The sequence below is a fragment of the Streptomyces flavochromogenes genome, assembly GCF_000717595.1.
Classification (GTDB): Bacteria; Actinomycetota; Actinomycetes; order Streptomycetales; family Streptomycetaceae; genus Streptomyces; species Streptomyces flavochromogenes.
Genome location: NZ_JNZO01000010.1, coordinates 1 through 15,795 on the forward strand (window position 1 = coordinate 1; position 15,795 = coordinate 15,795).

Annotated in this window: 11 protein-coding genes and 1 pseudogene; 8 read left to right on the forward strand and 4 right to left on the reverse strand. The window is 68.6% G+C overall.

Going from position 1 to position 15,795, the window contains the following annotated elements:
* Together IF00_RS0113185 and IF00_RS0113190 are read left to right on the forward strand one after the other, a co-directional pair.
* A partial coding sequence (locus IF00_RS0113185) for a polymorphic toxin-type HINT domain-containing protein (protein ID WP_030317640.1) occupies positions 1-1,927 on the forward strand: 1,927 nt, incomplete at its 5' end.
* On the forward strand, positions 1,924-2,391 hold the full coding sequence (locus tag IF00_RS0113190) for a hypothetical protein (protein WP_158710453.1): 468 nt from the start codon (positions 1,924-1,926) through the stop codon (positions 2,389-2,391). The genes IF00_RS0113185 and IF00_RS0113190, both read left to right, overlap by 4 nt.
* 1,346 nt (positions 2,392-3,737) lie before the next feature.
* On the opposite strand, the pseudogene IF00_RS41175 reads toward IF00_RS0113190, so the two are convergent.
* Positions 3,738-4,600, reverse strand: a pseudogene (locus IF00_RS41175) (substrate-binding domain-containing protein).
* Positions 4,601-4,895: 295 nt separating this feature from the next.
* Here IF00_RS41175 and IF00_RS0113205 point away from each other — a divergent pair.
* A complete protein-coding gene (locus IF00_RS0113205; protein WP_030317644.1) occupies positions 4,896-5,348 on the forward strand; it encodes a hypothetical protein in 453 nt (150 codons plus the stop codon).
* 169 nt (positions 5,349-5,517) lie between these two features.
* Here IF00_RS0113205 and IF00_RS42625 read toward each other — a convergent pair whose 3' ends face one another.
* Entirely contained in the window at positions 5,518-7,581 is a 2,064-nt protein-coding gene (locus IF00_RS42625; protein ID WP_078944661.1) for a WD40 repeat domain-containing serine/threonine protein kinase, read from the reverse strand.
* A gap of 255 nt (positions 7,582-7,836) precedes the next feature.
* On the opposite strand from IF00_RS42625, the gene IF00_RS45605 reads away from it, so the two are divergent.
* The gene (locus tag IF00_RS45605) at positions 7,837-9,483 is read left to right on the forward strand and encodes a hypothetical protein (protein ID WP_030317648.1); all 1,647 of its coding nucleotides are present in this window, start codon (positions 7,837-7,839) and stop codon (positions 9,481-9,483) included.
* Positions 9,484-9,596: 113 nt separating this feature from the next.
* Here IF00_RS45605 and IF00_RS0113220 read toward each other — a convergent pair whose 3' ends face one another.
* Entirely contained in the window at positions 9,597-10,088 is a 492-nt protein-coding gene (locus IF00_RS0113220) for a hypothetical protein (protein ID WP_030317650.1), read from the reverse strand.
* A 292-nt stretch (positions 10,089-10,380) separates the two neighbouring features.
* Between IF00_RS0113220 and IF00_RS0113225 the strand changes: the two genes are divergently transcribed.
* The 4 genes from IF00_RS0113225 to IF00_RS0113245 all read left to right on the forward strand — a co-directional run bounded on the left by IF00_RS0113225 (position 10,381) and on the right by IF00_RS0113245 (position 15,472).
* The gene (locus tag IF00_RS0113225; RefSeq protein WP_030317652.1) at positions 10,381-10,812 is read left to right on the forward strand and encodes a hypothetical protein; all 432 of its coding nucleotides are present in this window, start codon (positions 10,381-10,383) and stop codon (positions 10,810-10,812) included.
* Positions 10,813-11,532: 720 nt separating this feature from the next.
* A complete protein-coding gene (locus IF00_RS0113230) occupies positions 11,533-12,261 on the forward strand; it encodes a hypothetical protein (protein ID WP_245234509.1) in 729 nt (242 codons plus the stop codon).
* A 499-nt stretch (positions 12,262-12,760) separates the two neighbouring features.
* Positions 12,761-13,843: a magnesium/cobalt transporter CorA gene (gene corA, locus IF00_RS0113240; RefSeq protein WP_030317656.1), complete on the forward strand. Its 1,083-nt coding sequence runs from the start codon at positions 12,761-12,763 to the stop codon at positions 13,841-13,843.
* Positions 13,844-14,653: 810 nt separating this feature from the next.
* Positions 14,654-15,472 carry an SMP-30/gluconolactonase/LRE family protein gene (locus tag IF00_RS0113245; protein ID WP_245234510.1) on the forward strand — a complete coding sequence of 273 codons (819 nt, stop codon included), beginning with the start codon at positions 14,654-14,656 and terminating at the stop codon, positions 15,470-15,472.
* Positions 15,473-15,535: 63 nt separating this feature from the next.
* Here IF00_RS0113245 and IF00_RS0113250 read toward each other — a convergent pair whose 3' ends face one another.
* Positions 15,536-15,793 carry a DUF6221 family protein gene (locus IF00_RS0113250; RefSeq protein ID WP_158710454.1) on the reverse strand — a complete coding sequence of 86 codons (258 nt, stop codon included), beginning with the start codon at positions 15,791-15,793 and terminating at the stop codon, positions 15,536-15,538.
* Between the last annotated feature and the right edge of the window lie 2 nt (positions 15,794-15,795).

Below are 15,795 nucleotides of genomic sequence, written 5' to 3' on the forward strand. Positions count from 1 at the left end.
CCTGCCGTCGGTGACACAGACCGGCGCCGACCCGCGCACGGAGACGTACACCTACGACGCCGCCGGCAACACCGAGACCCGGAAGATCGGCAACGCCGACCTGGAGACGTTGGTCTGGGACGACGAGGGCCACCTCAAGTCCACGACCAAGGTCACCGACACCACCGGCTACCTCTACGACACCGACGGACAGCGGCTGATCCGCCGCGACTCCACCGGCACGACCCTGTACCTGCCCGGCGGCAACGAGCTCCACAAGGACAAGGCCGGCAAGGTCACCGGAACGCGCTACTACGGCGGCGGCGCCATGTACAAGGGAGGGAAGCTCACCTTCCTGCTCGCCGACCACCACGGCACCGGCAGCACCCAGATCAGCAACGACGCCGGCCAGGCGATCACCCGCCGCAAGACCACCCTCTTCGGCGGCCCGCGCGGCACCCAGCCCACGAACTGGATCGGCGACAAGGGCTTCGTCGGAGGCACCAAGGACCCGGACACCTCGCTCACCCACCTGGGCGCCCGAGAGTACGACCCGGTCATCGGCCGCTTCATCAGCGTCGACCCGATCCTGGACCTGAACGACCCGCAGCAGTCGCAGGGTTACAGCTACGGCAACAACAACCCCGTCTCGTTCAGCGACCCGACGGGCCTCCGCCCCGACGGCCCGGTCGGCGGCGCCGACTACAACGACAAGCGGGAGACGACCGGGGCGGGCCACTACAACGGCTCCACCGGTAGTGGCTGGTTCGTGGACAACTACGGTGGCTGGAGCTACCGCTACAAGCAGAACATCTCGACCTTCACCGCGAACCAGGTCATCTGGTCGGACCGCGCCACGTCGAAGGGACGCGGACGCGCGACGCAGATGAAGTTCATCGACAACCCGCCTCCGCCGGTGACGTTCTACGAGCGGTACATCGGCCCGGTCATCGGCAGCCTCATCCTCCCCGACGTCGAGGCCTGGTCCGACTGCATCGGCGACGGCCCGTGGTCCCAGTGCGGCTGGGCGGCGACCGACATTCCCTTCCTGAAGCCCGTCAAGGGACTCAAGGCGATCGCCAAGCTCGCGAAGGGCGAGAAGGCCGCGGAACGGACGGAGGAAGTCGCCGAGACCGTGGGCAAGACCTGTCCGGTCGGGAAGCACAGCTTCCTCCCGGGCACGAAGGTCCTGCTGGCCGACGGCACGTCGAAGAACATCGAGGACATCGCGGTCGGAGACACCGTGCTGGCCACGGACCCGGACACGGGAGAAACCCGCGGCGAGGAGATCCTCGACGTCATCGTCACGGAGGACGACAAGGCCTTCACCGAGCTCACGGTGAAGGCGGGTGCGACCAAGGCGAAGATCATCGCCACGGACACCCACCCGTTCTGGTCGGTCAGCCTGAAGAAGTGGATCGACGCCGGTGAGATCACCGCCGGCACGACTCTGCGTGCGTCGAACGGCTCGGCCGTCGAGGCCACAGCGGTCCGGCATTACACGAAGCAGCAGCGGACGTTTGATCTGACAGTCAGTCGCATCCATACGTATTACGTGCTGGTGGGCGCGACTCCGGTCCTTGTTCACAATCAGAGCGGACCCGGTCCTGGCGAGATCTATCTGTGGCGTGGAGTCACTGCAGCGGAGCTGGCTGACATTCAGAGCAATCGCTCTTTCAGGAGCACCCAAGGGGTGAAGTACTTCTCGTACACGGAGCACGGTGCGGCCGAGTTCGCGCGACGGGCATATTCTCTCCGAGGTGAGAAGGACGGCCCCTATACGATGATTCGTACGATCATCAAGAAGGCTGATATTCCAACCAAATCGATCATGCCGCACACGTCGGATGTGGTCGATGGGGGAGTGGCTCTGGAGGACGATGTGCTTTCAAAGCTGGGCAGGCCCCGAATCATGACGGGAATGAGCAAGGCTGTTGGGTGCCCATGAAATATGTCATCGCGTCAGCGACCAAGGGGACCGTCGATGTCTGTCGGGCAGCGCTAGCGAGCTATGACTGCCTGGAGTTCAGGGTCGGCATCGTGCCTGATACGGGTGCTGGCTGCGATGCCGCAGTGGTGTGGTGGCCTCTGGCTCATGAGCAGTATGGGGGGATCCCCGAGGCTGGGCTGGCCCAGGTTCTGCTCAACACCACTGACGGTGACGTGCCGGAGATCATCCTGGCTACACCTCCGGGACCAGGCAGGACGTCAGGGGTTGGCGCAACAGATCCAGAGGTCGAGGACCACATGTTCACGACCTTGGATGCGTGCATTCGGGAATACCTGAAGACCTTTCCTGAGTGCCGCGAAAGCGCGGTGATCCTCATTCACCTAGATGCGGCAGGTCTCGACCGGGGGGACATGAAGGCCCGCGTCCGGGGCCTCGAGAGGTTTCTTCGCGCAGAAAGGTGAACTCGACTCTGGGGTGGCGCTCGCCGAGAACCTCCCCTGAGGTTGGCGATCAAGTTCGGCTAAAGGGTTGAACAAGGAATCCCCCGGCGCGCGTGGACGCGTGCCGGGGGATTCCTTTGAGGGTCTTCTGCCCGACGCGACTACTCGGCGACGAGGTCGCCCTCGCCCTCCTTGACTGACGGCCAAATTCCTGGGTTGAGGTTGAGAATTTGCCGAAGGGGTGCTTCCGGTATCGCATCGAGACGGACGACCAAGCGCAACAACGCGTGGCGGTCCGTCCTCATCGAGGCGCATCCTTAGCGACTCCTCCGCCGCCCATGTCGACGGCGATATGAAGGTCCCTCTGCCGCTGCTCCACGCAGACTACGACCTGGGCGGCGTGGCCAGCCCACCGCGCGGCTGCGTTCCACCCTGCCGGTGATCGGCATTACCCGGGCAGGCCGAGCCTGCGCCCGCTTGGCCCCTTTCTCGGGACGTACATCAGGCGGAGTACGCCATTGCGCCTGATCCATGCGCTATCTGAGCCTGAGGGGGTGACGCCGCGAGCAGTCGGTGTCGATGGGGACGCGTCGGGCCTGGCCGAGTGCCCGGCGCGGCGGCCCGGTGTCGAATCGTATGCCGGGGTCGTGCGCCTTTCCTCGCAGAAAGCGCCTCAGCCGGGCTGGGGGACACGGCAGGCGGTTCAGGTCGCGGAGACCCGCCGTCCCCCAACGAGTGCTCCCGTGTCCAGCACGCCACCATTCACGTGCGGCGACCGCCGCGGGACGGCATGCGGTCCTGCCTTGGCGCTCGGCATTAGCCACAACAAGCCCTGCGGGTTCTCCCGTGCCGGCAACGCCAGGAGATTCTCGAAGGGCAGTGGGAGAACCGTATGTCCGTGCTCGAACGATGCCGGGCCATATCCGCTCATCTCGGCACGACGGACAGCTGCGTGAGCCCTCGCGGTGACGCCGCGGATTCGCCGCACCACAAGGTGCCTGTGAAGCCGCCATCGATGAGCGCGGACGGCCTTCGGGCGCCCACGCGGCTTCGGCCTTCTGATCGACACGACGTCACCTGAAGCGAACGGGGTGGGCTCCGCACGGACGATCGAGCCCCGGCTGCCTCAGGTGCTCCTGCCCTTCACTCACATCACGCGTTCCCCGGGCAACACGTGATGGCGAAGCCCGCCGGCAGGTGCTCTCGCCTGAAACCTAGGCAGCCGCCGCCGTGTTGAGACTTCACCTCTTTTACAAGGAGCATGGCCGCGGCCGACCCCCGGGGACCGGGAAGGGGGCGGAGAGCGCCGGGGCGGTGGACACCTCGGCAGGGCGGAAAGCCCGGTTTCTCCTGGTATGGGCCGAAGGTTACTTGAGGCCCAGCTTGGCGCATTCGTCGGCGAGTTCGGGGGTGCAGATCTCGGCGGCCGTGTAGATGCCTTCCTCGATGACGGTGGACTGGATGTTCGTCTTGTCGACGACCACCGGGTCGAGGAGGTTCGACGGGACGCCGTTGGTTTCGCTCTTGGCGCGGAGCGGCACATCCATCAGCAGATCGACCGCGAACGCGGCGGGGAGATCGCGGCGGACATCTTCTCGCCGGCGATCTTCGGGTCCCACTCGCCGGACGCCTCGTAGGCGATCTTGCCGACCTTGCCGTCGAGGGCGGTGTGTGCGCCCTGCTTGAAGAGACCGGCGTTCGGGTCCTTCTCGTCGCCGTTGATCATCACGACGTTGGCGGAGGCCGCCTTGCCGCCGAGGGCAGCGAGCAGGGCCTCGCCCTGGAGCTCGCCCACCTTGTTGTTGTCGTGGCTGACGTAGGCGTCCGCGCCCTCGATCATGCGGTCGTACGCGACGACCTTGACGCCCTTGCCCTGGGCCTCCTTGACCCAGCCGGCGGCCTTGGTCGCGTCGACCGGGCCGAGCGCGATGACCCGCACGCCGTCGGCGACCAGCTGGTCGAACTGCTGCTTCTGCTTGACCACGTCGGAGACCGCGTTGTTGTACACGACCTCGCAGGTGAGGCAGGCGCCCTTGACGGCCTCCTCGAACTGCGGTCTGTCCAGCGCCTCGTACCGGGCGGTCTTGTTCTCCGGAAGGAGGAGCCCGATCTTGGTCGAGCTGCCCTTGTCACCGGTTTCGTCGCCGCCGGCCTGGCCGCAGGCGGCGAGTGAGAGGGCCATCGACACCGCGGCCGTGGCTGTGACGGCGCGACGCGTCGCTGCGTTCATTTTGGGGTTGCCTCCCTGACGAGGCCGCGACGTTGCGGCCGAGGTGGCACGAAGTCAACAAGGCCTTCACATTGTCGTCAAGAAGTAAACGTTTAACGAGATGGCAACAGTGTTTACCGTTACGTAGGTGAATGCGAGAGGGGATGTGAGTGCTGCGACCCTCATTGTCGGATGCGAGCTCGCTGCCGGGCGGGGTGGCGGGGGTCACACCGCAGACGACCGCCAGGCGTTACGCGGACTCAACCCGGCTCCTCCAGGGAGCCGTTGGTAGGGGGCGTCGTGAAAGCATCGGTGGATGATCAACGCTGAGGACCTTGTCGGCAAGCGTCTGCTGAAGGTGACGACGTCCTGGCACCACTACCGGGATACCGAGCCCTCGCTCCTGCATGTCTGGTTGCACATGGACGGCCTCGGCCCCGTGCGCTTCCACACGCCGGGCGACGGGCTGTTGATGGAGATCGACCAGCCCCACGGCCCCTACAGCATGGACGAATACGGTCATACCACCGTCGAGGGCGACCCGCCCGGCTTCCCCGTGACCCGGTTCATCGGCCAGTGGATCCTCGCCGTCCGAGAGATCCGCTACCAGGACGGCGACTACGACATCGCTGTGGGCGTCTCCGTCCAGTTTTCCAACGGCGTCATCCGCATCCTCGACCTCGCGGACGAGATCGTCCTCGCCCATGACCGGCACCTGGGCCCCGTAGAGGCGCATCTCCACGAAGCGACGACGTCCGCGAGCCCCTGAACCCCGTCTGTGAGCCCCTCAACCCGCGGGCCCAACGGGCATGAGAGAAGAGCCATATGGCCGATATCCGCATGATTGTCCCCGAATGGGTAGATGTGAGCGGGGCTCGGTGCGTGTTGTGAGCCGGGCCGGCGTTGGCTGACCCGCCTCGGGGTGGTGGTGCCGGAGGTCAACCGGGGGAGCTCGTGGGCGTGGGTGTGTGGACGTACCCGGGCGGGTTGCGAAGCGAGAAGGGCCACAGCCGCACCGAGTTGCCGTCGCCACCTGTGGCCAGCCTCTGCCAGTCGGGGCTGAGGGCGACCGGCACGGAGCCCAGCCCTTCGCCGACCCCGGCCTCGCCGGTGACGGTTCGGGTCGCGGTGGACCACAGGAGCAGCTTCGCCGATCCCTCGACGTAGGCCACACTGGCGATCGCGAGGCCGTCCGGACTGGGCATCACCCAGTCGGCCCTCTCTGTGCCGAACTGCGTGATGCTCGCGTCTGTCCGGACGTGCAGGCGTAGCTTGTCGCCCCCGCTGATGACGGCGCTTCCGTCCGGCGTGAACGCCACTGACGGCAAGCCGCTGTCCGCAGCCTTCAGTGCCGCGGGCTCCGAGCCCGATCCCGGCTCCCACCGGCGGAGCGTGCCTTCCTCGTCGCCGATGGCGAGGGCCTTCCCGTCGGGGCTGAACGCGAGGGCCGTCAGCGTTTCCCAGTCGCCGCCCGCCGTGCCGGTGAGCGCGCCGGTGGCGGCGTCCCAGAGCAGGACCTCGCCGTCGCCGTCGGTCGCGATCATCCTGCTGTCCGGTCTGAACGCCATCGGGTACGACACAGGGCCCCTACGCTCCAAAGTGCGGGTGAGGGTGCGTGTCGCCACGTCCCAGAGGTGCACACGGGATATGGGGCCGTTGGTGCCGGTCGCCAAGGTCCTGCCGTCCGGGCTGAACCGGACCTCGCGTACCTCCATCGGATAGTCGTCCCGGGCGGGGTCCGGTGGCACTTCGAGGGTGGCGGCAAGAGTGCCGCCGGCCACGTCCCAGATGCGCACGGTGCGGTCCTGGCATCCCCCGGCCAGGAGAGTGCCGTCGGGGCTGAACGCCAGGGTCCGTACAGGGCTCAGAGCGCCGGTCAGCGCGGTCCACGGCGGAGACGCCTTGGCATCGTCCCCGCCGAACTGCCGCATGGCGAGGGCGGACGCTCCCCCCGCCGCGGCGAGCGCGGCCAGTCCGCCCAGGAGGACACTGCGACGGCGCGGGCCAGGAGGATCCGCGCGACGCGGACCTGCCTCGAGCGCGTCGGGAACGGCAGGGGCGGTGGGCATGTCGGCGAACCCGTGACTGATACCGGCCGGTGCGCGGTCAGGAGCGGGGTCGGGTGCAGGTCCGACATCCACAACCACCGTGGGCGTACGCGCGGGGGCTTCGGGTCCGCCTGCCGTGCCCCTGAGGGCCCGCAACCTCTTCGCGGCGGCTCGGGCGTCGGGACGAGCGGCCGGGTCCTTCTCCAGGAGTCCACCAAGCAGCTCCGCCAGCGGCCCCGCGTAGGCGGACGCCGGGGCGGGTTGCGTCAGCACGGCCGTGATGACGGCGGTCAGGGTCGGCCCGTCGAACGGCGGCCGCCCTTCGACGGCCGCGTACAGGGTGGCGCCGAGCGCCCACAGGTCCGCAGGAGCCTCGACGCGGCGGCCCTCCAGCTGTTCCGGCGGCATGAACTGCGGTGTGCCGATGACGGTGTGAGTGGCCGTCAGCTGCTGGGTGGCGTCGAGGAGCCGGGCGATCCCGAAGTCGGCGATGACCGGCCGGTCACCGGCGAGGAGGACGTTGTCGGGTTTGAGATCCCGGTGCACCACCCCGGCGGCATGGGCGTGTGCGAGGGCATCCGCGATCCCGACGCCGAGGTCCGCGACGCGCTCCCAGCCGAGGCGGCCCTGTGTCCGGACGAGCTCTCCGAGCGAAGGGCCGGCGACGAACTCCATGACGATCCACGGAACGCCGCGGTGGTGGACCACGTCGTGCACGGCCACCACGCCCGGGTGCCGGAGCCGGGCTGCGGCCCGCGCCTCGCGCTCCGTCCGTGCGATCAGTTCGGACCGTAGCCCCGATGCCGCGTCGTCCGGCACCACCACTTCCTTGACTGCCACTTCACGGTCGAGGCGATCATCGTGAGCACGCCAGACCCGGCCCATTCCGCCGCGACCGATCGCCTCGACCAGTCGGTACCGCCCACTCACCAGCTCTCCGGCTGCGCTCGTCATGCCGGTCAGCCTAGAGCCATGCCGCCCCGTGTCCGCGTCCGGCCCGGTCAACCGTCGAAGTGCCCGAAACCGCCTCGGACATGGCCTGAACGCAGGAGTGGCGCATCCGTGAGCAGCACCCGGCCGCGAAGAGTCCGGCCCGACGTCCTCGAAGCCGTATGCCTTTACGGAAGGCGAGTCAGAACCGGTTCTCGTGAACAAGGCCAGTCGCCGCCCCGTCGCCGGTGCTGCCCGTTCGTGGCCGATACTGCCCACATGGGGGAACACGACACCGTCCAGGTACGTCTGCGCGCCGCTCTGCGCGCCCACGATCCGTGGACCGCGCTGTACATACTGAACAAGGACCGGCCCAGCGGTCTCGCCGAGGCGGTCGAGGAGCTGTACCGGTCGGACACGGACCGGGGCGCCTTCCGCCCCCACCTCGCATGGTTTCTCCGGGGGCTCGGCGGGACCGGTGACGAGGTGTTGCTGCGCTTGTTCGCCGAGCCGGCGTTCGTCGCAGATGACCGCCAGGACCTGCTGAAGGCCGCCGTGGCGCGCCGGCTAAGGCTGCCCGCGGAGCTGCTGCGCGCGTACGCGGAAGGGGAACAGTTCCCGGCGTCCGGTGGGAGCGATGCTCGCGCCGACGGCCCGCCCGCCCCCGAACTCGTCGATGCCATGGGGCTTTCCGGCGACCTGTCCTTCGCCCCGCGCCTCGCCGCCCTCCTCGGACTCCCCGCCGCGCGCGGCCGCGCCGCGCTCGCACTGGGCCGCCTCGGTGCCCGCGAGTGGACGGCCCCGATCGCCGGCCGGCTGTCCGAGGTGACCGGGCTCGAGCACACCGCCTTCACCGTCGCCCTGGAGCTGATGGGCGATCCCACCGCCGTGCCGTACCTCCTGCGATGGCTGACCGAGAGCGGCGAGGAGCGGGTCCACGACGTCCATCACGCGCTCGTACGGCTCACCGGACGCGACCCGCTCCTGCCCGAGCGGGTGAGCGGGGCGGCGTACGCGGCAGCCGTGCGCGCCGCCTGGGCCGACGGGCGCACCGAGCGCGCACCCGTGGTGGTGCGGGACGTCGCCGTCGAGTCCGACGCGTGGGCCCGGTTCTCGGTCGACGGGGGTGCGGGCCGGATCCGGATCGCCCTCGACCCGCCGTCGCCCGGATCCTCCTGGCCGCGGTGGGACCGGTCCCTTACGTTCGACGGGAAGCCGCTGTACCGGGTCGGCTCGTTCTGCGACACGTGCGAGCTGGGCCTGACGTTGCTGGACTGGCCGGACCGCGAGGCGACCCGGATCGCGGCTCGCATGCGCGGGCGGCTGGCCCGCCTTGACCGAATCGACACCGCGCTGCTCGCCGAATGGAGTCCTGTGCTCGGCGAGCTGGAGACCGGTCACTACCGCGCCCTCCTGCTCGACCTCCCGTTGGAGCGAGTGTCCGCGCCGGCCCGGTCGTGGTGGTACCGCCGTGCGGCAGCCAGGGCGAAGGACGACGGCGACGACTTCGCGTACGACGGCGACCGCCCCGAGGACTACTGGCCCGGCGTCTCGCACTTCCAGCTCACCGCGCCCGTTCCCGGTGGCCGGGTGCCGTGCACCTACGGCGCGGTTCTGCCCTCGCAGCCGCCGGAAGCGCTCGACCCGGCGGCCGTCGCCCGGCACGCGGCCGCAATTTCGGCGGGGGAGCGGCCCGCCGCCGTGGTCCTCGGCTGGATCGACGACCGGTATGTGGAGGCCCGGCACGAGGAGCGGTGGCTGGTGGGTGCGGTTCTGGACGGTCATCACCGGCTCGCCGCGTACGCTGCCGCCGGCGTACCGGCCCGGGTACTCCTGCTCGCCCGCGTGGGCGAGGTCGGTGGCGCCGACGGCGGCCTGGAGGGCCTGGCGGAGGTGGCTGCGGCGTACAGCTGCCGCAGGGACTGACGAAGGCGCTACGGACGGCCTGCGGTGCGGGCCTGTCTCCTCGATGACAGTGGTGACTGCCGCAGCCCCGCGAGGGCAGGCGCCTCGTCATCGTCGGCGACGACCTCATGGGTTCAGGGCCGTTTCGATCCGCGGGCCCGGCGCCGTGTGGTGAGGTACCCGCCCGCGACGGTGGCTCCGATGGCCAGGGCCAGGCCGATGCCGACGCTGAGAACGGACGGACCGGATGCTCCACCGATTCCCGCCCGGGTACCGCGGCTCGGGACGACGGGAGCCTGCTGAACGGAACTGGTACTCGGGGTCACCGGCGAGACGGTAGGAGCGCTCGGGGTCGTCGGCGGGACGGTAGGAGTGCTCGGAGCCACCAGCGGCACAGCGCCTGGGCTGGTGCGCCTGGGCAGCGCTTCGCATGCGATGCCGTCGTCAGGGCCCTGATCTTCGTCGAGCCGGTTCGGGTCGCTCGTGTCCCGGTCGAACTCCGCCTGGGCGTCTTCCTGGAAGTGGAAGTCGCGGCAGTCGAGAGCCTGAGCGTGAGCGACGCCGGACAACGGGGCGACAGAGACGATCGCCAGGGCTATGCCGGCGACCAGGCTGCGACTGCTCATCGGAAGTCCTCCTGGGTGCTGTGCGAGCGTCATCCCACGCTATGAGCGGCCGATGCTCGGAGCGCGCGACGCTAGGCCGAATGAGCCCCGCTGTACGCGGTCACAGGCCGTTCCCCGTAGGGCGAGAAGGCCCTCGCCGACTACGAACCGCACACCAGCGGAGCCGGCTGACTGCGGCAGAGGACTCCGCCGTGCAAGTCGTGGAGTGTGAGGTAGCCAGGTCGCTGGCACGGCTCGTCAGGTCGAAACCCCTGTCGTGTTTCAAGACGGAGTACACGCTTACAGTGTCGGCATGCCGCTGAGTCACATAGTCCTCTCGTCTGGTCGTTCGATCGAGCTCGCTGAACTGCGGATGTCCTCGACCTATGGAGGCCTGCTGGAGGGTTACCCGTTCAAACGCATCAACGACATGAGGGTCAGCGGCCTCCAGCGGCAGGCTGAACGTGAGTTTTCCTATGCGCCGGTCCATCTCGTACCGCCCCGCCGCGAGTACCCAGACCGCACCGCCGGTGCTTTCGGCCCTGTCGAGACGCTGCCTTCGGTGGCCTGCATCGGCTCCTTCCGGTCGGCAGTGGTCGCTCCTGAGCTCGACCCGGTGCTGCATCGCTCCGCGCTCACCGTGGTCTGGTTCCAACCCACACCGGACATCCCGTCGCGCGAAGATGCCGATCTCGCGCTTCGTGACATTCGCTGGGAGGATCTGGCCCAGGACTACGAGCTCTAGCGACGCGTGCTGATCACAGCCACTCGTTGATGGCCGCGATGAGAGGGTTGCCTCGTAGCGGCCGGCGAGCTTGTCGTAGCGGCTGGCGACGGCGCCGCTTGAGACGGCTGATCCCGCACTCGACCGCATGGCGTTCGCGGTGGTCGACCGAGTCGCAACGCTGCGGCCGGCCGCAGCGGGACCTGGAAGGACGACGGGCGCGGTCGTCGGGCGGAAGGCCTCTCACCTGGAACGCCCCCAGGTCGTCCGCCGTGCTGTGGGTGCAGCCGTCATGCAGAAGAAGGGTGAGAAGCAGCAGGCCTGCTGACACCCCGCCCGGCGTGCGCACGCGGGCGCGTAGGCGGACGATGAAGGGAGAGCCCGCCCGGGACGCCGTCGCACGTTGCACCGGGCGGGTGCCCCATGTCGAGGACTCATGCGCATGGCCCTCCCGGCCGTGTTGAGGTCAGCTGAAACTCTGAAGCCTCTGCGACTCGACCAAGCAGCCGAGTCCGATCTCCATGATCCGGGAACTCGGCGTGGCACGAGGGACAGCGGACACTGCCCACGTGCGGACGGTTGCGACGGCTCCAGGTTGCCGACCGCCGAGAAAATCCGTTGGCACCACGACCTTCAGATGATCCCATTGCACGGGTGACCACTCTTCCGCCGCCGGCCCGCCTGTTCTCCCTGCCGGTGCAGGACCCGCGTGTCCGCGGCGTCGTTCCTGACTTCGCGGACATGGACGCGCTGGTGGCCGACCTCGTTCTGCCCGACGGCGCGTCGATGCACGTCATGAGCGCGCTGGAAACGTCCCGCGAGCTCATCCGACACTCCTACTACCGGTACGAGTTCGCCACCGTCGCCGTCACGCATTCTCTCATCGCCTTGGAGCACGTCCTCGGCGAGCGGCTGGAGCTGAGCGGACCGCTCCACACCCTGATCGAGCGAGCCACAGTCACCGGACTCATCACAGCCGACCTCGCGGCCGAACTCGACCGCGTCCGACGACTGCGCGACAGTCTCACGCAAGGCACTGTGACGAGCGCCGCCCTCAACCCGACCGGGGCCGTCGCCATGGTGCGGGTCGTCTTCGATGCGGTCGACCTTCTTCTTCGCCCACCCGCTGCGGTCGCCGGGGCAGCCGTCCACACGGGCTCGCTACAGCCTGAAGACCAGCTCGCCCTGCTGTGGGACGAACACCGGCGCTCGCCGTACCCCGACAGCTTCCGGGGCATCGACGTCGAGGGCGTGGAGCTGATCCTTCTGGATTCCGACGTCGCCGGCCTCGTTCAGAGAGAGCTGAACGGTGGCCTCGACGACAGTGGCATCGCCATCCTCTGGGCGTGCATTGCCGACCTCGACAAGATCGTGACCCTGATCAACTCGGAGTACTGCGCCTCCTACTTCGCGAAACTCCGGACGATGGCCAAGGTCGCAGCAGCACGCCACATCCCCACCGCGACCTGACCCATGACGCCGAGACCAGGTTCGGTGTCCGGAGAGCATTACGCAGGCTGAAGTGCCGGCCCAGGCAGGGTAGTGGCCCGGACGCCGATGAGCAGGGCCGCTGCGGAGGACGGTGGGTACTCCCTGCCCCCGGGGCGCCGTCCCCCCCCCAGCCCGCCGAGATGCCCCACCCGTCGCATACGGCTGCAGCTTGCCTCAACCATCACCCGAAGCGGTCGTCGAGGCGGAGGTCGCCCTCGCTTCGGGGAACGATCGCCTTCTCTGTCGCCTTGATCAGTTTCGGCCTTGACTCGGCCATCGAGGTCACTTGTCTCCTCTTCTTCTTCTCCTCCGTTGCCGTCTGGCAATTCTTCGCCCGTGACCTTGCCGTGCTTGCGGCGTACGTCCGTGCCAGTCAGGCAGACGAGCCAGGCTCGTAGCGCGCGGTGTGACTGACTGTTGTCCGAAACAGGCTGCTGGCAGACTGGCCGGCGATCTGCCGAAGGAGCACCTCGTGTCGATGATTCACCGCCTGCGCAGCGCCGTCCGCCGGACATACCGGCGTGCCGTGGACCTCAGTCACCCGTCGCGTTCGCCGCTCGGCAGCGCGGTGGTCAACTGTGTGGTCTACAGGGACGGGGTGCGGCAGGACGGCGTCCGGTCGGTGGAGGAGACCGTGCGGCGCGTGCGGAAGTCGGGCGACGGCTTCGTGTGGATCGGTCTGCATGAACCGGAGGAGAAGGAGTTCGCGGGGCTGGCCGAGCTGTTCGAGCTTCACCCGCTGGCAGTGGAGGACGCCGTCCACGCTCACCAGCGGCCGAAGCTGGAGCAGTACGACGACGTTCTGTTCGCCGTTTTCAAGACGGTGCGTTACGTGGAGCACGACGAGCTCACCGCCACCAGCGAGGTGGTGGACACCGGCGAGCTGATGGCCTTCATCGGGCCCGACTTCGTCATCACCATCCGCCACGGCGGGCATGGCTCGCTCGGCCCGCTCCGTGAGGCTCTGGAGTCGGTGCCCGAGCAGCTCGCGAAGGGGCCATCCGTGGTGCTGCACGCGATCGCGGACCATGTCGTCGACGACTACCTCGCCGTCACGGAGGCCGTGCAGGACGACCTGGACGCTATCGAGACCGCGGTCTTCTCCGAGCAGGGACACCGCAGCGACGTCGGCCGGATCTACCAGCTCAAGCGCGAGCTCCTCGAACTCAAGCGGGCCGTGGCACCGCTGGGTCGGCCGCTCCAGCGGCTGGCGTCCGAGCCGGTGCCGATCATCGCGGCCGAGATACGCGCGTACTTCCGCGATGTGGCCGACCACCTTGCGCGGGTCACCGAGCAGGTCGCCTCGTACGACACCCTGCTCGACTCGATCCTTCAGGCCCACCTCGCGCAGGTGACCGTCGCGCAGAACGAGGACATGCGCAGGATCACCGCCTGGGCCGCCATCATCGCGGTCCCGACCATGGTCTGCGGCGTCTACGGCATGAACTTCGAGCACATGCCCGAGCTGCGCTGGACCTACGGCTATCCCCTGGTCCTCGGCGTCATGACTGTCGCCTGCTTCGTCATCCACCGCGGCTTCCGCCGCAACGGCTGGCTCTGACGTCCATGGGCCGTTCCGCCGTATACGGGCCGTTCCGAGCATGGCGACGGACGCTCGCAGCCTGTTTACCGCGGCTTTCGCAGTCTTGGTCCGCCGCCCATCGGTTTCGTCCTGTCGGGCGGCAACGCCCGTGACTGCTCCGAGCAGGTGATGGTTCCGCCAACGTGCTTGGCGCCGGGCCGATGCGGCCCGGCAGATGGTGATCGTCTGCATTCCGGCGCCGGTGACCTGTCCAGGAACGGAGTGACGTAGGTGTACGTACGAGCGCGTCAGGACCACCAGGAACGTCTGAGGCGGTGCGAAACGCGTGGTGACACCCTTCAGGATGCCGCGCGGCACACCCAGGCGGGCAGCCTCAACTGGCGGCAGCGACGGCATCGTCAGGACGAGCGTGATCAGCACCGCGACGCTGAGGACCCCATCGCGGCGCAGCCGGGCAGTGCTCGGCCTGGCGCTCGTATCGGCCGTGCGGGCGACGGCAACCGCTCAGCCAGGACGTCGTGCGCTCGACCGTCCGCGATGTCGGCCGTCGCAGGGGTCGAGCACCGCGTCCCTTGAGCCCGGTGTCTGGGACGTTGGGGTGGCCTGAGGCCGGGTGGGCGGCGTGGTTCCTGCTTCGGCCGGTGCCCTTTCCTATGGTCGGGGCAGGCGCGGCAGTGGGCCGGCCGCTGAGACTGATGGGGAGCCATGGCAAGTACGACGGCCGGGTCCGGAACGGTGACTTTCGCGCCCTCGATGGGGCGTGCCTCGCGCCGATGGGCCCGTCGGCTCGCCGCCGCGGTGGGTTTCGTAGCGCTGTGCACGCTGCCCATGACGACAGCGGGTGCGACCCCGTCGCAAGGCGGTCGGCCCTCCGCGCATGCGCCCCTGTACGTGTCCGACTACGGCAACAACCAGGTCGTCACCCTGCCCGCGAGGGGCGACGACCAGACGCCCGTGCCCTTCGAGGGGCTCGTACGGCCGACGGGCATGGTCGGGGACGTAGACGGCCGCCTCTACGTGTCGGACACCGGCAACAACCGTGTGGTCGTGATGCCGGCGCACGGGAGCGGCCAGTCCACCGTTCCCACCGACGGCCTCTCGCGCCCTCTGGGGCTCGCATGGGACCGGGCGGGGAACCTCTACATCGCCGACAGCTTCAACGACCGGGTCGTGAAGGTGTCCGTGGCCAGCGGCACCCAGACGACCGTACCGACCACAGGGCTGCTGCACCCCTGGGGGCTGGCGCTGGATGCCGCCGGGAATCTGTACATCGCTGACTTCGTCAACGACCGCGTCGTCAAGGTGGCCGGTGACGGGAGCGGCCAGTCCACGATCCCCACCGTCGGCCTCTCCCAGCCGACCGGGCTGGCACTCAGTGCGGCGGGGGACCTCTACGTCGCCGACAGTGGCAACAACCGCGTCGTGAAGATCGCGGAGAGTGGTGGCCAGACCACCGTTCCCACCAGCGGTCTCAGCGACCCGCTCGGTCTCGCGCTCGACGGCTGCGGCGGCCTGTACATCGCCGACGGGTTCAACAACCGGGTGGTCCGCGTCGAGGAGGCAGGCGGCGGCCAGACCACGCTCCCGACCACCGGCCTGAACACGCCGACGGGCCTCGCCTTCCTGCCGACGGGCACCCGAGCCTGAAAGACCACGATCCGGCGCCTTCGGATCGTGGGCACGCCTGGGGCCTGTCCCTTTGATGGGACTCTAAGGGCGCCATTCCTCGCGGTAGTCCGCATGCTCGTCGTAGGACTGCGCTAGAACGCGGAGCGTGTAGGTGGTTCCGTCGAAGCGTGGCTCTGCGGGCTCCATCGCCTCGTAGGCCTGCGCAAGCATGCTGATCAGGTCGAGCATGGGCAGGTGACTGCCGAGGATGGCCTCTCCGCCGAAGCGGTAGGCCACCTCGGCGTAGGCATGGTTGTCGGCCTCGTTCCGGGCGTGAATGAACTTCAGTAGGTCGTCCATGA

What these genes read in the sequence shown, in the direction of transcription:
- IF00_RS0113250 (WP_158710454.1), bottom strand. Translation starts at nt 15,793, where the DNA reads ATGGACGACCTACTGAAGTTCATTCACGCCCGGAACGAGGCCGACAAC.
- IF00_RS0113225 (WP_030317652.1), top strand. Translation starts at nt 10,381, where the DNA reads ATGCCGCTGAGTCACATAGTCCTCTCGTCTGGTCGTTCGATCGAGCTC.
- IF00_RS0113205 (WP_030317644.1), top strand. Translation starts at nt 4,896, where the DNA reads ATGATCAACGCTGAGGACCTTGTCGGCAAGCGTCTGCTGAAGGTGACG.
- corA (WP_030317656.1), top strand. Translation starts at nt 12,761, where the DNA reads ATGATTCACCGCCTGCGCAGCGCCGTCCGCCGGACATACCGGCGTGCC.
- IF00_RS0113220 (WP_030317650.1), bottom strand. Translation starts at nt 10,088, where the DNA reads ATGAGCAGTCGCAGCCTGGTCGCCGGCATAGCCCTGGCGATCGTCTCT.
- IF00_RS45605 (WP_030317648.1), top strand. Translation starts at nt 7,837, where the DNA reads ATGGGGGAACACGACACCGTCCAGGTACGTCTGCGCGCCGCTCTGCGC.
- IF00_RS0113245 (WP_245234510.1), top strand. Translation starts at nt 14,654, where the DNA reads ATGACGACAGCGGGTGCGACCCCGTCGCAAGGCGGTCGGCCCTCCGCG.
- IF00_RS42625 (WP_078944661.1), bottom strand. Translation starts at nt 7,581, where the DNA reads ATGACGAGCGCAGCCGGAGAGCTGGTGAGTGGGCGGTACCGACTGGTC.
- IF00_RS0113230 (WP_245234509.1), top strand. Translation starts at nt 11,533, where the DNA reads ATGGACGCGCTGGTGGCCGACCTCGTTCTGCCCGACGGCGCGTCGATG.
- IF00_RS0113190 (WP_158710453.1), top strand. Translation starts at nt 1,924, where the DNA reads ATGAAATATGTCATCGCGTCAGCGACCAAGGGGACCGTCGATGTCTGT.